The sequence below is a fragment of the Skermanella rosea genome, assembly GCF_016806835.2.
GTDB lineage: Bacteria > Pseudomonadota > Alphaproteobacteria > Azospirillales > Azospirillaceae > Skermanella > Skermanella rosea.
On the sequence record NZ_CP086114.1, the window covers coordinates 138,388 to 155,744 of the forward strand.

Genomic DNA, 17,357 nt, shown 5'->3' on the forward strand with positions numbered 1-17,357 from the left:
CATCACCGACCGGAGATCACGGCAAAGGCATAGACCAATCGGCCTGCCGGTGCAGCTCCGCCTGTCCGAAGGGTGTCTACCCCTTGGTTCAGCAGAACGACCCTGCCGGATGCCTGTTCGGGACACCGACTGACTTTGTACCCGCCGGACGCGTTCAGGAGCCATTTGGGATGCCCGATCGAAAGACTATCTTCGGCTTGGCCGCAGCCACCTTCACGGGCTGTGCCAGCATGACCGGTGACGTCATGGCGCAAGCGCCGCCGGAATCCCCCGTGCCGGGACCCGCGAGCGGCCTGCCCGAGATCGGACCGGAGCCCTGGCAGGTCTGGCATCCGACCCCGGTCACGCCGATCGCCGAGCAGCTCTCCGATTTCCACGGGTTGCTGTTCGTCATCATGTTCGCGATCTGCGCGCTGGTGCTGTTGCTCCTGGCTTACGTCGTCATCCGGTTCAACGCCAAGAGCAATCCGACGCCCTCGCGGACGTCGCACAACACCGTGCTGGAGGTCGCCTGGACCGTCCTTCCCGTCGTGATCCTGGTGGTGATCGCCATCCCGTCGTTCCGCCTGCTCTATTTCCTGGACAATGTCGAGGATGCGGACCTGACGGTCAAGGTGGTCGGCCATCAGTGGTTCTGGGAATACCAGTATCCGGACCAGGGCGGCTTCTCGATTTCCAGCTACCAGGTCCCCGACGAGGACATCCAGCCCGACGGCCGCCGGATCCTGGACGTGGACACTCCCATCGTCCTGCCGGTCGATACCAACATCCGGCTGCAGATCACTTCCGAGGACGTGATCCACTCCTGGGGCGTACCCTCCCTCGGCTTCACCCGGGACGCCATTCCCGGCCGCCTGAACGAGATAAACATCCGGATCGTCCGGGAAGGCCGGATCTACGGCCAGTGCCGGGAGATCTGCGGGACCGGGCATGCGGTCATGCCGATCGTCGTCGATGCGGTTTCCAAGGAGCGCTTCGCCGAATGGGTGGAGAAAGCCAAGGAGGAATTCGCCGCCGCGGAGCCGCCGTCACCACGCCAACTCGCCGAAACTCCGGCCGCTACCCTGGGAGCCGAGACGCCATGACCGACAGAGTGACAGGCCATTCCGACCACGACCCGGTCAAGGGCCCGGCCGTCTACGACACCGGAGTGCAGTCGCATGGGGGTGCCCACGGGCATCACGACGACCATGCCCACGATCACCATATGCCGGGGTTCTTCTCCCGCTGGTTCCTCTCCACGAACCACAAGGATATCGGAACCCTTTACCTGGTTTTCTCCCTGGTGGCGGTGTTCTTCGGGCTGATCTTCTCGATCATCATGCGAGCCGAGCTCCAGGCTCCGGGAACTCAATTCATCACCGACGGCCAGATGTGGAACGTCATCATCACGGCCCACGGGCTGATCATGGTGTTCTTCGTGGTCATGCCGGCGCTGATCGGCGGCTTCGGCAACTGGTTCGTGCCGCTCATGATCGGCGCGCCCGACATGGCCTTCCCCAGGCTGAACAACATCAGCTTCTGGCTGCTGGTGCCGGCCTTCCTGCTGCTGCTGGGATCCGCCTTCGTCGGCACCGGGGCGGGGACGGGCTGGACCATCTACCCGCCGCTCAGCTCCGCCGTCGGGCATCCCGGGCCGTCGGTCGACATGGCGATCTTCGCCCTGCACCTGGCCGGCGCCTCGTCGATCCTGGGCGCCATCAACTTCATCACCACCATCTTCAACATGCGCGCCCCCGGCATGACGCTGCACAAGATGCCGCTGTTCGCCTGGGGCATGCTGGTCACCGCGTTCCTGCTGCTGCTGGCCGTCCCCGTCCTGGGCGGCGCCATCACCATGCTGCTGACCGACCGCAACTTCGGCACCACCTTCTTCGACCCGGCCGGCGGCGGCGACCCGGTGCTGTTCCAGCACCTGTTCTGGTTCTTCGGCCACCCCGAAGTCTACATCATGATCCTGCCGGGCTTCGGCATCATCAGCCACGTCATCTCGACCTTCTCGAAGAAGCCGATCTTCGGCTATCTCGGCATGGCCTATGCCATGGTCGCGATCGGCGTCGTGGGATTCGTCGTGTGGGCCCATCACATGTTCTCGGTCGGGCTGGACGTCGACACCAAGGCCTACTTCACGGCCGCGACGATGATCATCGCGGTGCCGACCGGCATCAAGATCTTCTCCTGGATCGCCACCATGTGGGGCGGATCGATCGAGTTGAAGACGCCGATGCTGTTCTGCCTGGGCTTCATCTTCCTGTTCACCCTGGGCGGCGTCAGCGGCGTCGTGCTGGCCAACGGCAGCATCGACCAGACGCTGCACGACACCTACTACGTCGTGGCCCATTTCCACTATGTGCTGTCGCTGGGCGCGGTGTTCTCGATCTTCGCCGGCTGGTATTACTGGATCGGCAAGATGTCGGGCCGGCAGTATCCCGAATGGATCGGCCAGACGCATTTCTGGGTCACCTTCGTCGGCGCCAACCTGACCTTCTTCCCGCAGCACTTCCTGGGAGCGGCCGGCATGCCGCGGCGCATCGTCGACTATCCCGACGCTTTCGAGCCGTGGAACATGATCTCCTCCTACGGTTCCTACATCAGCGGCATCGGACACCTGTTCTTCCTGTTCGGCGTCTTCTACACGCTGACCCGGGGGGCGAGGGTAGGGGCCAACTACTGGGGTCCCGGTGCCACCACGCTGGAATGGACGGTTTCCTCCCCGCCGCCGTTCCATGCCTTCACCGAACTTCCCCGGGTCCAGTAGGGAGTCCGGCAGATACCCGTGCGAGGCCCCGTTCCCCGGGGCCTCGCCGCCTTGCGAAAATCGGTTCCTAAATATTAACCAGTTTTGCCCAGGATGGAGGTCAGCACCCGTTCCACTGATCGCGTGAACCAATCAGATGCAGACCTCCCCTGCCTTTCCCGCCGTCCTGAAGCGCATTCGCTTCGGTTTGAACACCCTGGCGATCTCCGTCAGCCTGCTCGGCACCATCGTGACGGCCTGCCTCAACAACGAGACCAGGACGCAGGCGTCGGCACTCGTGGCCCTCGGCTTCTTCGCGTGCTTCGTCTTCCTCTGGAGCTTCGTCCGGGAGGACATAGAGGAACGCGAGACTCTCGCCGATCACGACCGCTGACATGCCGGGCCCGTCGTCGGACGGGCCGGCGCTCCGGTCACGGTCTCAGGTGCTCTTGACCGTCTTCCGATACAGGTGCCAGGTGGCGTGGCCGAGTACCGGCATGACGATGGCGAGACCGACGAACAGCGGGATCGAGCCGACCACGAGGCCGCACACGATCACCATGCCCCACGCGGCCATGGCGCGCGGGTTGGCGGCGGCGACGCGGACCGACGTATAGATCGCCGTCGCGACACCCACTTTCCGGTCAAGCAACAGCGGAAACGACACGACGCTGATCGCCAGCACCAGCACGGCGAAAAGGAAGCCCACGCCCACGCCGATAACGATCATCGCCCAGCCGGCGCTGGTCGTGAGGACCGCCTCCAGGAAAGACCCGAAAGTGTCGTGCGGCTCGGGACCCAGGGTGGCGGCATAGATCGCCTGTGCGCTCAGCAGCCACAGCAGGAAGATCGCGACCAGGATCAGGCCGAGCGCCAGGATGGATCCGAACGACGGCGAGCGGAGGACGCCGAAGGCGTCGGCCCAGTTGATCGTGATGCCCTGCTCCCGGCGCCGGCTCATTTCATATAGCCCGATCGCGGCGAAGGGACCGATCAGGGCGAATCCGGATGCCAGGGGAAACAGCAGCTGGAACATGTCGCGGCCGAACGCCACCTGCGCCAGGACGAGGCCGACGACCGGATAGATGATGCAGAGGAAGATGACGTCCGTCCGGTAGGCCCCGAAATCCTCGATGCCTTTTGCCAGGACCTCCCGCAGGTCCCGCGGCTCGATCCGGCAGATCCCCGGGACCAGGGAGTGCAACTCCCCCTTCGTTCCATAGGCCGCATGGCCTCCCGTTCCGGCCGCGTGCGTTCCTTCCCTGAACTGGTCCGCTCCCCATTCGACGGGATTTCGGATGGTCATGTTCTAATCCTCCCGAACCACAAGTTCGAGGGGCCGCAAGCCGGCCGTATCGGAAGGCCGCGACCCACCGTTCGGTGGAGCATACTCCGATTATATTCGCGAGGGTACTCAATCCGTCAATGGCGGCATTGCTCAAATGGTCACGAACTATCGGGCAGGACGAGCGCCTGTCAAGATCCTTGCGAATGCATACAGATCCGTATATTATGGAAACTATCAACTGACAGTGTCCTGAGCGGCCCTTTGGGCCGGCGCCGAAGAACCGTCCTTATCCAACAAGAATAAGCGGGGCGAGCGGGCTATGGCTGTGGCGATCGTGCTTGCGGCATTGGTGATCGGTTCCGTTGTCTTCAGTCTTGTAAGTCCGTGGTGGTTCACGCCGCTCGCGTCGAACTGGGGGACGATCGACGATACCCTGATCATCACGTTCCTGATCACCGGGATCGTGTTCTGCATCCTCGTCCTGTTCATGGCCTACGCGTGCTACCGGTTCCGCCACCGGGAGGGGGTGACGGCCGCCTACGAACCGGAGAGCAAGAAGCTGGAATTGTGGCTGACCGGACTGACGTCGGTCGGCATCGCGGCCATGCTGGCGCCGGGCCTGATCGTCTGGGACGACTATGTCTCGGTCCCCGACGAGGCGACTCCGGTGGAGGTCCTGGGCCAGCAGTGGGGCTGGAACTTCCGGTTCCCGGGGACGGACGGCGTCCTGGGCACCGTGGATGCCCGGCGCATCGACGCCGACAACCCGTTCGGCATCAATCCCGACGACCCCCATGGACAGGACGACGTGCTGGTGGCGGGCGGCGAGCTTCGCCTGCCGGTCGACAGGCCGGTCAAGCTGCTGCTCCGATCCGTGGACGTGCTGCATGATTTCTACGTCCCGCAGTTCCGGGCCAAGATGGATCTCGTGCCGGGCATGGTGACCTATTTCTGGCTGACGCCGACCCGGACCGGGACGTTCGAGATCCTGTGCGCCGAACTGTGCGGCGTCGGCCACTCCGCCATGCGCGGCACGGTCGTGGTCGTCGAACCGGACGCCCACGGGCCGTGGCTGGAAGAGAACCCGACCTTCGCCCAGACCTGGAGGGGGCAGGGGGCCGGCACCGAGTTCGCGGAGAACGCCGAAGCGCCTTAACGGCGGCAGGGAACAGGCACCATAAGAGAAGCGGAGGAGGGGCGGAATGGCTCAAACCGCTGTTATCGACACCGGACACGACGAGGAACACGACCACCCCGAGCCCCGGAGCTTCTTCACGAGATATATCTGGAGCCAGGACCATAAGGTCATCGCCATCCAGTACTCCCTGACGGCCATTGCGATCGGGCTGGTGGCCCTGGTGCTGTCGTGGCTGATGCGGATGCAGATCGGCTTTCCCGGCACCCTCGGCTTCATCGACCAGGAAGCCTACTACCAGTACGTCACCATGCACGGGATGATCATGGTGGTCTACCTGCTCACCGCGCTGTTCCTGGGCGGGTTCGGGAACTACCTGATCCCGCTGATGATCGGCGCGCGGGACATGGTCTTCCCCTACGTCAACATGCTCAGCTACTGGACCTACCTGCTGGCCGTCATCGTCCTGGCCGCGAGCTTCTTCGTGCCCGGCGGGCCGACGGGGGCGGGGTGGACCCTCTATCCTCCCCAGGCGATCCTGCCCGGCACCGCGGGACGGGACTGGGGCATCATCCTGATGCTGGTCTCGTTGCTGATCTTCGTCGTCGCCTTCACCATGGGCGGGCTGAACTACGTGACCACCGTCCTTCAGGCGCGCACCCGCGGCATGACGATGATGCGGCTGCCGCTGACCGTCTGGGGAATCTTCGTCGCGACCATCCTGGGACTGCTGGCTTTTCCGGCGCTGTTCGTCAGCGGCGTGATGATGCTCCTCGACCGGGTCCTGCTGACCAGCTTCTTCATGCCGACCATCGTGTCGATGGGCGAACAACTCCAATACGGCGGCGGCAGCCCGCTGCTGTTCCAGCACCTGTTCTGGTTCTTCGGCCATCCCGAGGTCTACATCGTGGCGCTGCCCGGGTTCGGCATCGTCTCCGACCTGATCAGCACGCATGCGCGCAAGAACATCTTCGGCTACCGGATGATGGTCTGGGCCATCCTGGCGATCGGCGTGCTCAGCTTCGTGGTCTGGGCGCACCACATGTATGTCAGCGGCATGAACCCGTATTTCGGCTTCTTCTTCGCCACCACGACCCTGATCATCGCCGTGCCGACCGCCATCAAGGTCTACAACTGGGTGCTGACGCTGTGGCGCGGCGACATCCACATGACCGTCCCGATGCTGTTCTCGCTGGCCTTCGTCCTGACCTTCGTGTCCGGCGGCATGTCCGGGCTGTTCCTCGGCAACGTCGTCGTGGACGTGCCCTTGTCGGACACCTATTTCGTGGTCGCGCATTTCCACATGGTCATGGGCGTGGCGCCGGTGCTGGTCATCTTCGGCGCGATCTATCACTGGTACCCGAAGATCACCGGGCGCATGCTGAACGACGGTCTGGGCAAGCTTCATTTCTGGATCACCTTCCTCGGCACCTACGCGATCTTCTTCCCGATGCATTACCTGGGATTCGTGGGAATCCCGCGGCGCTACTACGACTTCGAGGGGATCGAGTTCATCCCGGACTCCGCCCACGGTCTCAACGCCTTCATCACGGTCGCGGCGCTGGTCGTGGGCGCCGCCCAGATGCTGTTCCTGTTCAATCTCGCCTGGAGCGCCGTCCGGGGCAGGCCCGCGGGAGGCAACCCCTGGCGGGCGACCACCCTTGAATGGCAGACCCCGGAAACGCCGCCGGGGCATGGCAACTGGGGGCCGAGGCAGCCGGTCGTCTATCGCTGGGCCTATGATTACAGCGTGCCCGGCGCGGAGCAGGACTTCCTGCCGCAGAACCATCCCTGGGAACCGGTCGATGCCCGGAAGCCCGCGGCACCGTCGGGCCTGGGAGGTGCAGTCCGATGAGCCTGTTCGGCGCGCTGGCGGCGAAGCCCTGGCTGGAAGACGGCAGCGGCAGCCGGTTTCCGCCATCCGGCAGGCTGCGGATACCGACCGCGAGGCTGGGCCTGATCTTCTTCCTGGTGGTCGTGACGGTGCTGTTCCTGCTGCTGACGGTCGCGTACCTGATGCGCATGGGGTTCGGCGACTGGGTTCCCCTGTCCGAGCCGCCGGTGCTCTGGCTCAATACCCTGGCCCTGGTGCTGAGCAGCGCCGCCTTCCAATGGTCCTGGGCCGCCATCCGCCAGGGGCGGCGCGATGCCGCCCGGACGGGGCTGCTGGCCGGAGGGCTGTTCGCAGCGCTTTTCCTGGTCGGGCAACTGGTGGCCTGGCGGCAGCTCGATGCGCTTGGCTATTTCGTGGCGTCGAACCCGGCCAATACCTTCTTCTACCTGCTGTCGGCCTTGCACGCGCTGCATCTGCTGGGCGGGCTGGTCGCCTGGGGACGGACCGCCTTGAAGTTCCGCCACGCCGCCGGCACCAATGAACTCCGCCCCAGCATCGAGCTCTGTACGCTCTACTGGCACTTCCTGCTGGCCGTCTGGCTGGCGCTGTTCGGCCTGCTGTTGGCGGACAACGGCGGGGCGGGCGCCGTGCTCCAACCGATGCGGCACATGCATTAGGACCGGAGGATCTTTGGGAGGAACCGCGGATGGCGCATCAGCAAGTCACCTACACGGCGGCTCACGGGGTGGCTCCCGCGGCGGATACCGCCGGGGACGGCGCCGGCTGGCAGGGGATGGTCGACGACCTGTCCGCCGACCGGAAGGCCTTCAGGGACGTTTCCTGGGGCAAGGCCATGATGTGGTTCTTCCTGCTCAGCGATACCTTCGTCTTCGGCTGCTTCCTGACGTCCTACATGTCGGTGCGCATGTCGACCACGGAGCCGTGGCCGAACGCCAGCGAGGTGTTCGCCCTGACCATCGCCGGCGTGCACATACCCTTGATCCTGATCGCCATCATGACCTTCGTGCTGATCAGCAGCAGCGGCACCATGGCGATGGCGGTCAACTTCGCCTACCGCCGCGACCGCGCCAGGACGGCGGCCCTGATGCTGGCGACCGCGGCCCTGGGCGCCACCTTCGTCGGCATGCAGGCCTTCGAATGGTCCAAGCTGATCGCCGAGGGCGTCCGGCCCTGGAGCAATCCGTTCGGCGCCGCGCAGTTCGGGTCGGTCTTCTTCATGATCACCGGGTTCCACGGCCTGCACGTCACGGCCGGCGTGATCTATTTGACCATCGTCGCCCTCAAGGTCCGGCGCGGCGACTACGAGCGCCGGGGCAATTACCAGAACGTCGAGATCGCCGGCCTGTACTGGCATTTCGTCGATCTGGTCTGGGTCTTCATCTTCGCCTTCTTCTATCTGTGGTGAGAGGAACGCCATGAGCCACGTCGAGGGCCAGCAACATCCGGTCGGGACCTATCTCAAGGTATGGGGACTCCTGTTCGTCCTAAGTACACTATCCTATCTTGTGGATTTTTTCCAGCTCCAAGGCTATCTGCGCTGGACGCTGATCATCGTTTTCATGCTGCTGAAGGCCGGGCTGATCGTCGCGGTGTTCATGCACCTGCAGTGGGAGAGGCTGGCGCTCCGCTGCGTCGTCCTGGTGCCTCCCCTCGTCCTGCTGGTGCTGGTGGCGTTGATGGCCCTGGAGTCCGATTACGTCCTGCTGACGCGGGTCCTGTCGATCGGCTCCTGAGCCGCGGGATCACGCCCGGATCGGGTAGTAGGACGGCGGATCGCTGGCCGGGAAGGATTCGTCCGACGCCTCGTCCACCTTGTCCCAGGGGCGCCAGTCCCGGTCGCGCATCGCCTCGGGACCGGCCGGCCGTACCGGGTTGGGACTCCGGCGTTCGGCGGTGGCGTGCCGGCGGGCGCCCGACCGCACGGCCGAACTGGCCAGCACGGCGGCGCCGATGCCGAGCGCCAGGCCGCCGAGGCCCCAGGCCAGGGAACCGCCCGTCCCGCGCCGGGAGGAGGCACGCCAGCCGCCATCGACCCGATGCCCGTCCGCCATCGGCTCGAACAGGTTGCCGCGGGTCACGACCGCCAGCCGGTCCTGGTAGAAATGCATCCGATCCACCATGCGGGCCATCATCCGCTCCGTCATGCTCGGCGCCAGGGCGTTCTGCAGGGCGAGCATGCGCCCGCTGTTCCCGACGAACATCTCCCGCCGCGGCCGTTCCGCCAGCTCGACGAAGCTTTCTGCGACCCGTTCCGGCGCATAGACCGGCGGCATGGCCCGCGGGGCGCGTCCCTCGTAATTGGCCGCGTGCTGGAACAGCGGCGTGTCGATGACCGCGGGCAGCACCGTGCAGATATGGATGCCGGGCTCGTCCAGCCATTCCTCGCGCAGGCAGTCCGCCAGTCCGCGGACGGCGAACTTGCTGGCGACATAGGCGCTCGCGAAGGGCTCGGCCACGTAGGCGTTCATGGAGGCGTTGTTGATCAGCACGCCCGCCCGGCGGAGGTGGAACCGGCGCAGCGCGGTCGCCGCCCCGTTCGCGTAGCCGAACAGGTTGGTCTCGATCACTTGCCGGAAGATTTCGGGCGGCACGTCGTCGAAACGGCCCAGCGCCGTCACGCCCGCATTGTTGATCCAGACGTCGATACGCCCGAACCGGTCCTCGGCCGCGTTGGCCAGCCGCTCCACGGCGTCCGGGTCGGTCACGTCGGTCGGCACGGCGAGCGCCTCCGCGCCGAGCCTTTCGCATTCGCCGACCACCTCGCGCAGCAGGTTCTCCCGCCGCGCGGCCACGACCACCCGGGCGCCGCGCCGGGCGAAGGCGTGGGCGGCAGCGCGGCCGATCCCGCTGGAAGCTCCCGTGATCACGACCACGGCATTGTTCAGGTGCTCTGGCATGGCGCTGTCCTCTCTTGCGTACCTGCGCCACAACAGAGGCCGCGGCCGCCAATCACGAACGGGCCGGAAAAAGTCTTCGGGAGAGCCCCTCCGCCAAGGAATCGGGCGGGAGTGGACCGTCCTTGTCTTGGGCGGCGTATCGGGAAACTATGCCATCCCGGCCGGGGACGCCGATCCCCGGCCATTTCCATATCAAGGAGTACGAAATGCGACACCGAGCCCTGCGCCTGGGCATCGCCCTTTCCACCCTGCTCATGGCGGGCCTCATGACAGCCGGAGCGTCGTCGCCCCTGCGGGCCGAAGAGCCCGTGAAGGTCAAGGTGTTCGTCGCGGCGATGTTCGAGATCGGCCAAAACACCGGCGACAGGGCGGGGGAGTTCCAGCACTGGTACGAGCGCTACTGGAAGGACAGCCAGCCGATCGCCGTCAAGGGAGCCCTCAACCCGGTCCATTGCAATGCCGACGGGGTCTGCGGTTCGGTCCTCGGGATGGGCAAGGTCAGTTCCTCTGCGTCGATGCAGGCCATCCTGCTCAACCCGCAGCTGGACCTGTCCCAGTCCTATTTCATCCTGTCGGGCGTGGCCGGCACGCCGCCGTCGCGCGGGACCATCGGCGCGGTGAACTGGGCCACCTGGCTGGTGGACTATGACCTCGGCCATCGCTGGGCGCCGGAGGAGGGCGAGCCGGGCGCTCCGACCTTCATGCCGCGCAAGGGCTACGAGGCGCTGCGGCTGTTCAAGCTGAATCCCGACCTGGTGCAATGGGCGATGCGCCTGACCGCCGATACGCCCCTGAAGGATTCGGAATCCGCCCGCGCCTATCGCCTGCGCTATCCCCAGGAAACCGCCCGGCGCGCGCCGTTCGTCGGCACCGGGACCCACATGACCGGCGACACCTTCTTCCACGGCCCCGGCATGTCGGAGCAGGCGCAGTACATCGCCAAGCTCTACGGCGCCGACGATTACGTGATCACCGAGATGGAGGCCGCCGCGATCACGCTGGTGATCAAGCGCCTTCAAGGGGACGAGCGCGTGATGAGCCTTCGCGGCGCGGTCAATTACGACCAGGGCAACCCCGACGAAACCACTCTCCAGCATCTCGACCCGGCGCCGGGCCAGACCGCGGGCGGCTTCGCCGAGACGGTCGAGAACATCGCCCTGGTCGGAACCCGGATGGCCGACCACATCGTCGCCCATTGGGACCGCTGGCAGTCCGGCGTGCCGGCACCCGTCAAGTAGCGGGCCTCACACCTCGATCAGGGCATAGGGCTTGCCTGTCGGCTTGGGGATCTGGGCCGCGACGTTGAAGACGGGCGTTCCCCGGCGGGTCTTGCCCTGGTACGTGCCGTGGTGGGCGTGGCCGTGGAAGACGGCCCGGATCGTGTCGAACCGGTCGATCGTCTCGGCGAGGCGGGACGACCCCAGGAAGGGGAAGATCTGTTCCGGCTCGCCGGCCACGGTCTCGGCGATGGGCGCGTAATGCAGCACGACGACGGAGCGCCGGGTCTCCAGCGACTTCAAGGCGTGCTCCAGGCGCATGGACTGCTCGACCGCCTCCTGGACGAAGGCCTTGATCGGGGACTCGCCGAACGCGTCCAGCATCTTGCCGTCGAAGCCCCCGCCGAATCCCTTCACGCCGGCGAACCCGACGCCCTTGATCTCGTGGACCTCGTTCTCCAGGAACTTGACCCCGGCGTCGCACAGCACCCGCTCGACATCCCCGGGGCTTCCGCACTGGTGGTCGTGGTTGCCCAGCACCGCCAGCATCGGGATGGAGCAGGAGCCCAGTTCCCCGGCCAGCGCCTCGGCCTCCTGCGCGGTGCCGATGTTGGTCAGGTCGCCGCACAGGCACAACACGTCGGCCACTCCCGAGATCTCCCCGAACAGGTCGCGCCAATGTCCCTTCGCGGTGGCGGAGACGTGGATGTCGCCGATCGCGGCGACGCGAAGACTTTCGCCGGTCCGCACTTCTTCTGCCATCATGGATCCTTCTTCCTCGACGGTCTCAACCGGGCCGGCCTCAACCGGTGCGGCCCTCGTCCGGCGCCGGGATGGCGGCGCCGACTAGGTCGGCGAAGCCCCACTCCATCACGTCCACCCGGTAATCCTCCGGGGAGAACAGCCGCCCGCGGCAGACCCGGGTCAGGGGAACCGGCAGGTCGGCGTGCATCCGGGCGCGCTGCAGCAACTCGTCCATCAGCCAGCGGGGCACCCGGTCGCGCTCGGACGGATAGATGAAGCGGAAGTTCAGCACGTGGATCAGTAGCACTTCCCAGTACTGCTCCATGTGCGACAGCAGCCGGTGCCAGTCGATCCGGTCGCCCTGGCGGAGGATCATGTGGGCGATGTCGGCGCCGTCGTAGCGGTTGCGGTTCTGCAGCAGGGCCTTCGACCAGATCATCTCGGTCGGCGGGGTGAGCTGGACCGGCACGCCGTACAGCTCCGCCGGGTGGCTCTCGTTGAACCACTGGTCCGTGATGGTGACGACCGCGACCGCCGAGCTGAAGATCACGTCGAAGAAGCAATTCCCGCGCTTCACCTTGGCGAGCCAGCGCTCGTCGTGGATCTCGGTCTCGAAGCCGTGGTCCTTGAAATGCAGCAGGATGCGGGGGAAATCGCCCGGCTTGCAGAAGATGTCCAGGTCCTTGGTCGCCCGGTTGATGCCGGTATAGCAGTTCACGGCGAAGGTCCCGGCGACCAGGAACGGGATGCCGCTGTCGCGCAGGATGTTCAGGCTGTCGGTGTAGAACCGGTCGGCCTCCTCCTGTTCGACGCCGCCGGTGGGCGGCAGGGCTTCCCCGGTCAGCACCGCGTAGGAGGTGCCGCCGTGATGCCGGCCCGCCGGCGCGGTGTCGGGCGGGGGCAAAGGTTGGGGTTGCGTGAGAGGCTGTTCCATCACCCTGGGTCTATCGAGGTTCCTGACTGGTCAGGCGACGCGCCTGTTCCAGGGATCAATAGCCTTCGGGGCAGGAAGTTCCGCGATGCCGCGGGAGCCGGCGACCCTGCCGGCTCCCGCCCGGGCGGGGCGTCAGAACGCGAAGGCCTGGTACTTCTCGCCCTGCTCGACCTGGTCCAGGCTCTCCACCACCTGGTTGAAGCGCAGCAGATGGCGGGCGCGGTCGGACAGGCGCTCATGGACGGCGCGCGGCACCTTGATCGACACTTCCGGCCGGAACAGCCAGCGGCGGCTGTAGCCGATCACCACCATCGGACGCGGGGTGTCGGTGGTGTTGGGCGTGCCGCGGTGCAGGTGGCGGACGTCGCGGATCATCACGTCGCCCAGCTTCATGCAGACCTGCTCCAGCGGGATCTCGCCGGAGTCCACCTTCGCCAGGGCCTCGTCGCGGGGCATCATGTGGGTGCCCTTGGCGATCTCGATCGGGCCGTTCTCCGGGGTGACATCGCACAGCGGGAAGTTCACCGCGAGTTGGTACATCGGCGTCTCGTAGGACAGCTCCGGGAACAGGGACGGCGTGTCCCGGTGGATCTCCTGGAAATCGGACCCGCGGATCGGCGTGTCGGTGGCGAGCTGGCACATCACCGGCTCGCGGCCGACCAGCCGCTCGACGATGCCCAGGATGTCGTCGTCCTCGAAGATCGCGGGATCGGCGAACGGGGTGTCGAACGGCAAGGTGACGTAGAACCGGCCGGAGCCGCGGTTCTGAAGGTGGCCTTCCCGCTCCATGTGGTTCTTGAGCAGCGGCTGGAAGGCATCGGCCCACGCCCGCAGGGTGTCCTTCGGCAGATGGTCCTTCAGGACGACGTAGCTGTCCCGCTTGGCGTTCTCGGCGAGGGTGTCCAGGGTGGCGGAGTCGTAACGGCCGGTCATGGTGCGTGCTCCAATAAGACGGTGAAGATTGCGATGGTCACGGGGTCCGCCGGCGGGTCAGCCTGCTTTGCAGGATGACGACGACCAGCAGGAAGGCGCCGCGGATGACCGATTGCCAGTAGGCGCTCAGGCTGATCACGCCGCGGCCGTTCTCGAAGTTCAGGATGTTGAAGATCAGGCCGAGCAGCAGGACGCCCGACAGGGTCGCCCCGACCGACCCGACGCCGCCGGTCAGCAGGGTTCCGCCGACCACGACGGCGGCGATGGCGAACAGCTCCCAGCCGGCCCCCTCGGTCGGCTGCCCGGCGCCGAACTGGGACGCCAGGATCACGCCGGCCAGCCCGGCCAGCGCGCCCGACAGGGTATAGACCGCGATCGTGATCCGCTCGACCGGCAGGCCCATCAGCCGGGCCGCCTCCTCGTTGCCGCCGACCGCCAGCGTGTGGCGGCCGAAGCCGGTGTAGTTCAGCGCCAGCGAGCCCAGCACGTAGGCCGCCGCGGCGATCAGCGCCGGGATCGGCAGGCCGAACAGGTCGCCCTGGCCCAGCTCCACGAACAGCCCGTCCCACGAGACCGAGACCGACTGGTTCCCGGCCAGCAGCAGCCCGGTGCCCTGAGCCGCCAGCAGCGTGGCGAGCGTCGTGATGAAGGGCAGGATCCTCAGCTTGGCGATCACCAGCCCGTTGATCAGGCCGACCGCGGCGCCGGCCGCCACGCCGCCCAGCAGGGCCGGCAGCAGCCCCTGCGGGCTCAGCAGGGCCGATACCACGCTGGCCATGGCGGCGACCGCGCCGACCGAGAGGTCGATTCCGCCGGTCATGATCACGAAGCACATGCCGAGCGCTATCAGCGCGAACATGGAGTTGTAGCGGAGAACGCTCAGCACGTTGTATTCGCCGAGGAAATTGTCGTAGCGCAGGGCGCCGAACAGGATCAGCAGGACCAATGCTATCAGCACGCCCTGGCGGCTGAGGGCGGCCCCGGCGCGGGCGGCGAGGCTCGGGGGCGCCGGCCGGCGCGGCGCGGCGGTGTCGGTCGTCATCGGGCGGTCCCTCCCGGACGCTGGAGCCAGACGGCCAGCAGGATGATGGCGGCCTTGACCACCAGGGCCGCGGCGTCGGGCACGCCGTTGGCGAGCAGGGTGTAGCGGACGAGCTGGATGATCAGGGCGCCCAGCAGGGTCCCGACCACCGTGGCCCGGCCGCCGGTCAGCAGGGTTCCGCCGACCGCCACCGCCGCGATGGCGTCCAGCTCCATGCCCAGCCCGATCAGGTTGGCGTCGGACGAGGCGTTGATCGCGATCACGATCAGCCCGGCGAGGCCGGAGAGCAGGCCGCTGACGGCGTAGACCGCCAGCTTGACCCGGTTGACCGGAACGCCGGCCAGCCGGGCCGCCGGCTCGTTGCCGCCGGTCGCCAGCACGTGGCGGCCGAAGATCGTCGCGCGCAGCATCCAGGCGACGGCCAGCACGATCACCAGCATCAGGACCGCCTGGACCGGCATGCCGAACACCCGGCCCAGCCCGATCCACTGGAAGGACGGGTTGGAGAAGGTCTGGAGGTTGCCGTTGGTCATGACCTGGGCGATGCCGCGCCCGGCGATGAACAGCACCAGCGTCGCGATGATCGGCTGGATGCCGAAGCTCGTGACCAGGAAGCCGTTGAACAGCCCGAAGCAGCCGGCCACCAGGATCGGCACGACGATCGCCAGGGTCACGCCCAGCGCCGGGTCCAGCGGGCCGAACAGGCTGCCGCCGAAGATCAGCGGGGCGAGCGCGCCGGCGATCGCCATCAGCGAGCCGACGGACAGGTCGATCCCGCCGGTCGCGATCACCAGCGTCATGCCGGTCGCCACGATCACGATGGTCGCGACCTGGGTCAGGTTCACGAAGAAGGTCTGCCAGGTCAGGAAGTTGGGCGTGACCGCGGCGTTGAACAGCAGCAGGGCCACCAGCGCCAGCGGCGCCCCCCAGGTCCGGGCCAGGTCGCCGATCCGGCGGCCGGACGGCCGGGCGGCGGCGCGGTGGATCGCGGTATCAGCCACGGGACACCTGCTTTCCACCATCCCCGTGGCCGTCCCCGTGCCCGTGGGCCATGGCGTGCATGACGGCGGGTTCGCTGATGTCGTCGCCGTGGAGTTCGGCGACGTTGCGGCCGTCGCGCATCACCACGACGCGGTCGGCGCCCTCGACCAGCTCCTCGATCTCGGAGGAGATCATCAGGACGCCCAGGCCCTGGTCGGCCAGTTCCTGGATCAGCGCCTGGATCTCCGCCTTGGCGCCGACGTCGATCCCGCGGGTCGGCTCGTCCAGCAGCAGGGCCTTGGGGTTCATGCACATCCAGCGGGCGAGCAGGACCTTCTGCTGGTTGCCGCCCGACAGCTCCCGGATCTTTTGGTCGGGCGAGGCGCACTTGACGCCCAGCCTCTTGATGAAGCGGTCCACCACCTCGCGCTGTTTCGCGGTGTCCACGATGCCGGCGCGGGAGATCTCGGGCAGCAGCGCCAGGGTCAGGTTCTCGCGGACCGACATGTCGGGGATGATGCCCTCGGTCTTGCGGTCTTCCGAGCAGAAGCCGATGCCGGCCCGGATCGCGTCGCCGGGACCGCGGAAGCCGGTGATCCGCCCGTTCAGCCTGATATCCCCGCCATCGGCCGGGTCGGCGCCGAACAGGACGCGGGCGACCTCGGTGCGGCCCGAGCCCAGCAGCCCGGCCAGCCCGACGATCTCGCCGGCCCTGACCTCGACGCTGGCATCCTGGACGCGGCGGCCCTGGCGGAGGCGGTCGACCCCGACGACCGGCTCGCGGCCCCGGTGCTCCTTGCCCGCGGCGAAGCCGGTCGCCCCGCCGGCGGCCACGTCCGACAGGCGGCGGCCCAGCATGGCGGCGACCAGGTCCAGCTTGCCCAGGTCGGCCATGGGGCTTTCGGCCACGGTCCGGCCGTCGCGCATCACTGTCACCCGGTCGCAGACCGCGTACAGCTCGTCCAGGCGGTGGCTGACGAACACGACGGAGACGCCACCCCGCTTCAGGTTGCGGATCACGTCGAACAGCACCTCCACCTCCTGGTCGTCAAGGGAGGAGGTCGGCTCGTCCATCACCACCAGCTTGGCGTCGAACGACACGGCGCGGGCGATGGCGACCATCTGCTGGATCGCGATGTTGAAGCTTCCCAGGGGCCGGCGGACATCCACGTCGATGCCGAACCGGGCCAGCAGGGTCTCGGTCTCCCGGTGGATGCGGCGCCAGTCGATCAGGCCGAAGCGGCGCGGCTCGCGCCCCAGGAACACGTTCTCGGCGACGGAGCGGTAGGGCACCAGGTTGATTTCCTGGTAGATCGTGCTGATGCCGGTACGTTGGGCGTCCTGCGGCGAGGAGGGGTCGATGGCGGCCCCGTCGAACAGGATGATGCCAGCGTCGCGCCGGTAGGCTCCCGTCAGGATCTTGATCAGGGTGGACTTGCCGGCGCCGTTCTGGCCGATCAGGGCATGAACCTCGGCGCGGCCGACGGTGAGGTTGGCGGCGCTGAGCGCGGGTATGCCGGCGAAGCTCTTGTCGATGCCCTGCATCGACAGAAGGGGCGCTGCGTCAGCCACGGTCTGCCTCGCGGAATGCGGA

General features: G+C 66.9%; 17 protein-coding genes. 9 read left to right on the forward strand and 8 right to left on the reverse strand.

All coding sequences use genetic code 11. The features are described 5' to 3' along the window. Positions 1 to 170 precede the first annotated feature (170 nt). The 3 genes from coxB (at position 171) to JL101_RS34280 (ending at position 3,131) form a co-directional block, all read left to right on the forward strand. Positions 171 to 1,085 carry a cytochrome c oxidase subunit II gene (gene coxB / locus JL101_RS34270; protein WP_203100923.1) on the forward strand — a complete coding sequence of 305 codons (915 nt, stop codon included), beginning with the start codon at positions 171 to 173 and terminating at the stop codon, positions 1,083 to 1,085. 122 nt (positions 1,086 to 1,207) lie between these two features. Then, on the forward strand, positions 1,208 to 2,758 hold the full coding sequence (gene ctaD, locus JL101_RS34275; protein WP_228435673.1) for a cytochrome c oxidase subunit I: 1,551 nt from the start codon (positions 1,208 to 1,210) through the stop codon (positions 2,756 to 2,758). A gap of 136 nt (positions 2,759 to 2,894) precedes the next feature. Continuing rightward, complete coding sequence (locus JL101_RS34280) at positions 2,895 to 3,131, forward strand: hypothetical protein (protein WP_203100919.1); 237 nt, start codon at positions 2,895 to 2,897, stop codon at positions 3,129 to 3,131. Positions 3,132 to 3,176: 45 nt separating this feature from the next. Here the strand turns inward: JL101_RS34280 and JL101_RS34285 are convergent, their stop codons facing one another. Further along, complete coding sequence (locus JL101_RS34285; RefSeq protein ID WP_203100917.1) at positions 3,177 to 4,043, reverse strand: DUF2189 domain-containing protein; 867 nt, start codon at positions 4,041 to 4,043, stop codon at positions 3,177 to 3,179. Between the two features lie 301 nt (positions 4,044 to 4,344). Here JL101_RS34285 and JL101_RS34290 point away from each other — a divergent pair, with 301 nt between their 5' ends. The 5 genes from JL101_RS34290 to JL101_RS34310 are packed head-to-tail and all read left to right on the forward strand — an operon-like array spanning position 4,345 to position 8,748. Next, entirely contained in the window at positions 4,345 to 5,181 is an 837-nt protein-coding gene (locus tag JL101_RS34290; protein ID WP_203100915.1) for a cytochrome c oxidase subunit II, read from the forward strand. A gap of 46 nt (positions 5,182 to 5,227) precedes the next feature. Next, entirely contained in the window at positions 5,228 to 7,015 is a 1,788-nt protein-coding gene (locus tag JL101_RS34295) for a cytochrome c oxidase subunit I (RefSeq protein WP_203100913.1), read from the forward strand. Further along, on the forward strand, positions 7,012 to 7,671 hold the full coding sequence (locus tag JL101_RS34300; protein ID WP_203100911.1) for a cytochrome c oxidase subunit 3: 660 nt from the start codon (positions 7,012 to 7,014) through the stop codon (positions 7,669 to 7,671). The genes JL101_RS34295 and JL101_RS34300 overlap by 4 nt, the downstream gene beginning before the upstream one ends. A gap of 29 nt (positions 7,672 to 7,700) precedes the next feature. After that, complete coding sequence (locus JL101_RS34305; protein ID WP_203100902.1) at positions 7,701 to 8,420, forward strand: heme-copper oxidase subunit III family protein; 720 nt, start codon at positions 7,701 to 7,703, stop codon at positions 8,418 to 8,420. A gap of 10 nt (positions 8,421 to 8,430) precedes the next feature. Then, on the forward strand, positions 8,431 to 8,748 hold the full coding sequence (locus JL101_RS34310) for a cytochrome C oxidase subunit IV family protein (RefSeq protein ID WP_202683862.1): 318 nt from the start codon (positions 8,431 to 8,433) through the stop codon (positions 8,746 to 8,748). Between the two features lie 9 nt (positions 8,749 to 8,757). Here the strand turns inward: JL101_RS34310 and JL101_RS34315 are convergent, their stop codons facing one another. Continuing rightward, a complete protein-coding gene (locus JL101_RS34315) occupies positions 8,758 to 9,912 on the reverse strand; it encodes an SDR family oxidoreductase (protein WP_203100900.1) in 1,155 nt (384 codons plus the stop codon). A gap of 254 nt (positions 9,913 to 10,166) precedes the next feature. On the opposite strand from JL101_RS34315, the gene JL101_RS34320 reads away from it, so the two are divergent. Beyond that, complete coding sequence (locus JL101_RS34320) at positions 10,167 to 11,150, forward strand: purine-nucleoside phosphorylase (RefSeq protein WP_203101063.1); 984 nt, start codon at positions 10,167 to 10,169, stop codon at positions 11,148 to 11,150. A 6-nt stretch (positions 11,151 to 11,156) separates the two neighbouring features. Here the strand turns inward: JL101_RS34320 and JL101_RS34325 are convergent, their stop codons facing one another. From JL101_RS34325 to JL101_RS34350, 6 genes are all read right to left on the reverse strand, one after another. Then, entirely contained in the window at positions 11,157 to 11,894 is a 738-nt protein-coding gene (locus tag JL101_RS34325; protein ID WP_407697470.1) for a metallophosphoesterase family protein, read from the reverse strand. A gap of 37 nt (positions 11,895 to 11,931) precedes the next feature. Then, a complete protein-coding gene (locus JL101_RS34330) occupies positions 11,932 to 12,807 on the reverse strand; it encodes a nucleotidyltransferase family protein (protein ID WP_203100891.1) in 876 nt (291 codons plus the stop codon). A gap of 132 nt (positions 12,808 to 12,939) precedes the next feature. Continuing rightward, positions 12,940 to 13,740, reverse strand: coding sequence for a phytanoyl-CoA dioxygenase family protein (locus JL101_RS34335; protein WP_203100889.1), 801 nt, complete (start codon positions 13,738 to 13,740; stop codon positions 12,940 to 12,942). A gap of 37 nt (positions 13,741 to 13,777) precedes the next feature. Beyond that, positions 13,778 to 14,782 carry an ABC transporter permease gene (locus JL101_RS34340; RefSeq protein ID WP_203100887.1) on the reverse strand — a complete coding sequence of 335 codons (1,005 nt, stop codon included), beginning with the start codon at positions 14,780 to 14,782 and terminating at the stop codon, positions 13,778 to 13,780. Next, positions 14,779 to 15,768, reverse strand: coding sequence for an ABC transporter permease (locus tag JL101_RS34345; RefSeq protein WP_407697472.1), 990 nt, complete (start codon positions 15,766 to 15,768; stop codon positions 14,779 to 14,781). The genes JL101_RS34340 and JL101_RS34345 overlap by 4 nt, the downstream gene beginning before the upstream one ends. 7 nt (positions 15,769 to 15,775) lie before the next feature. Beyond that, positions 15,776 to 17,308, reverse strand: coding sequence for a sugar ABC transporter ATP-binding protein (locus tag JL101_RS34350; RefSeq protein WP_203101059.1), 1,533 nt, complete (start codon positions 17,306 to 17,308; stop codon positions 15,776 to 15,778). Positions 17,309 to 17,357 lie beyond the last annotated feature (49 nt).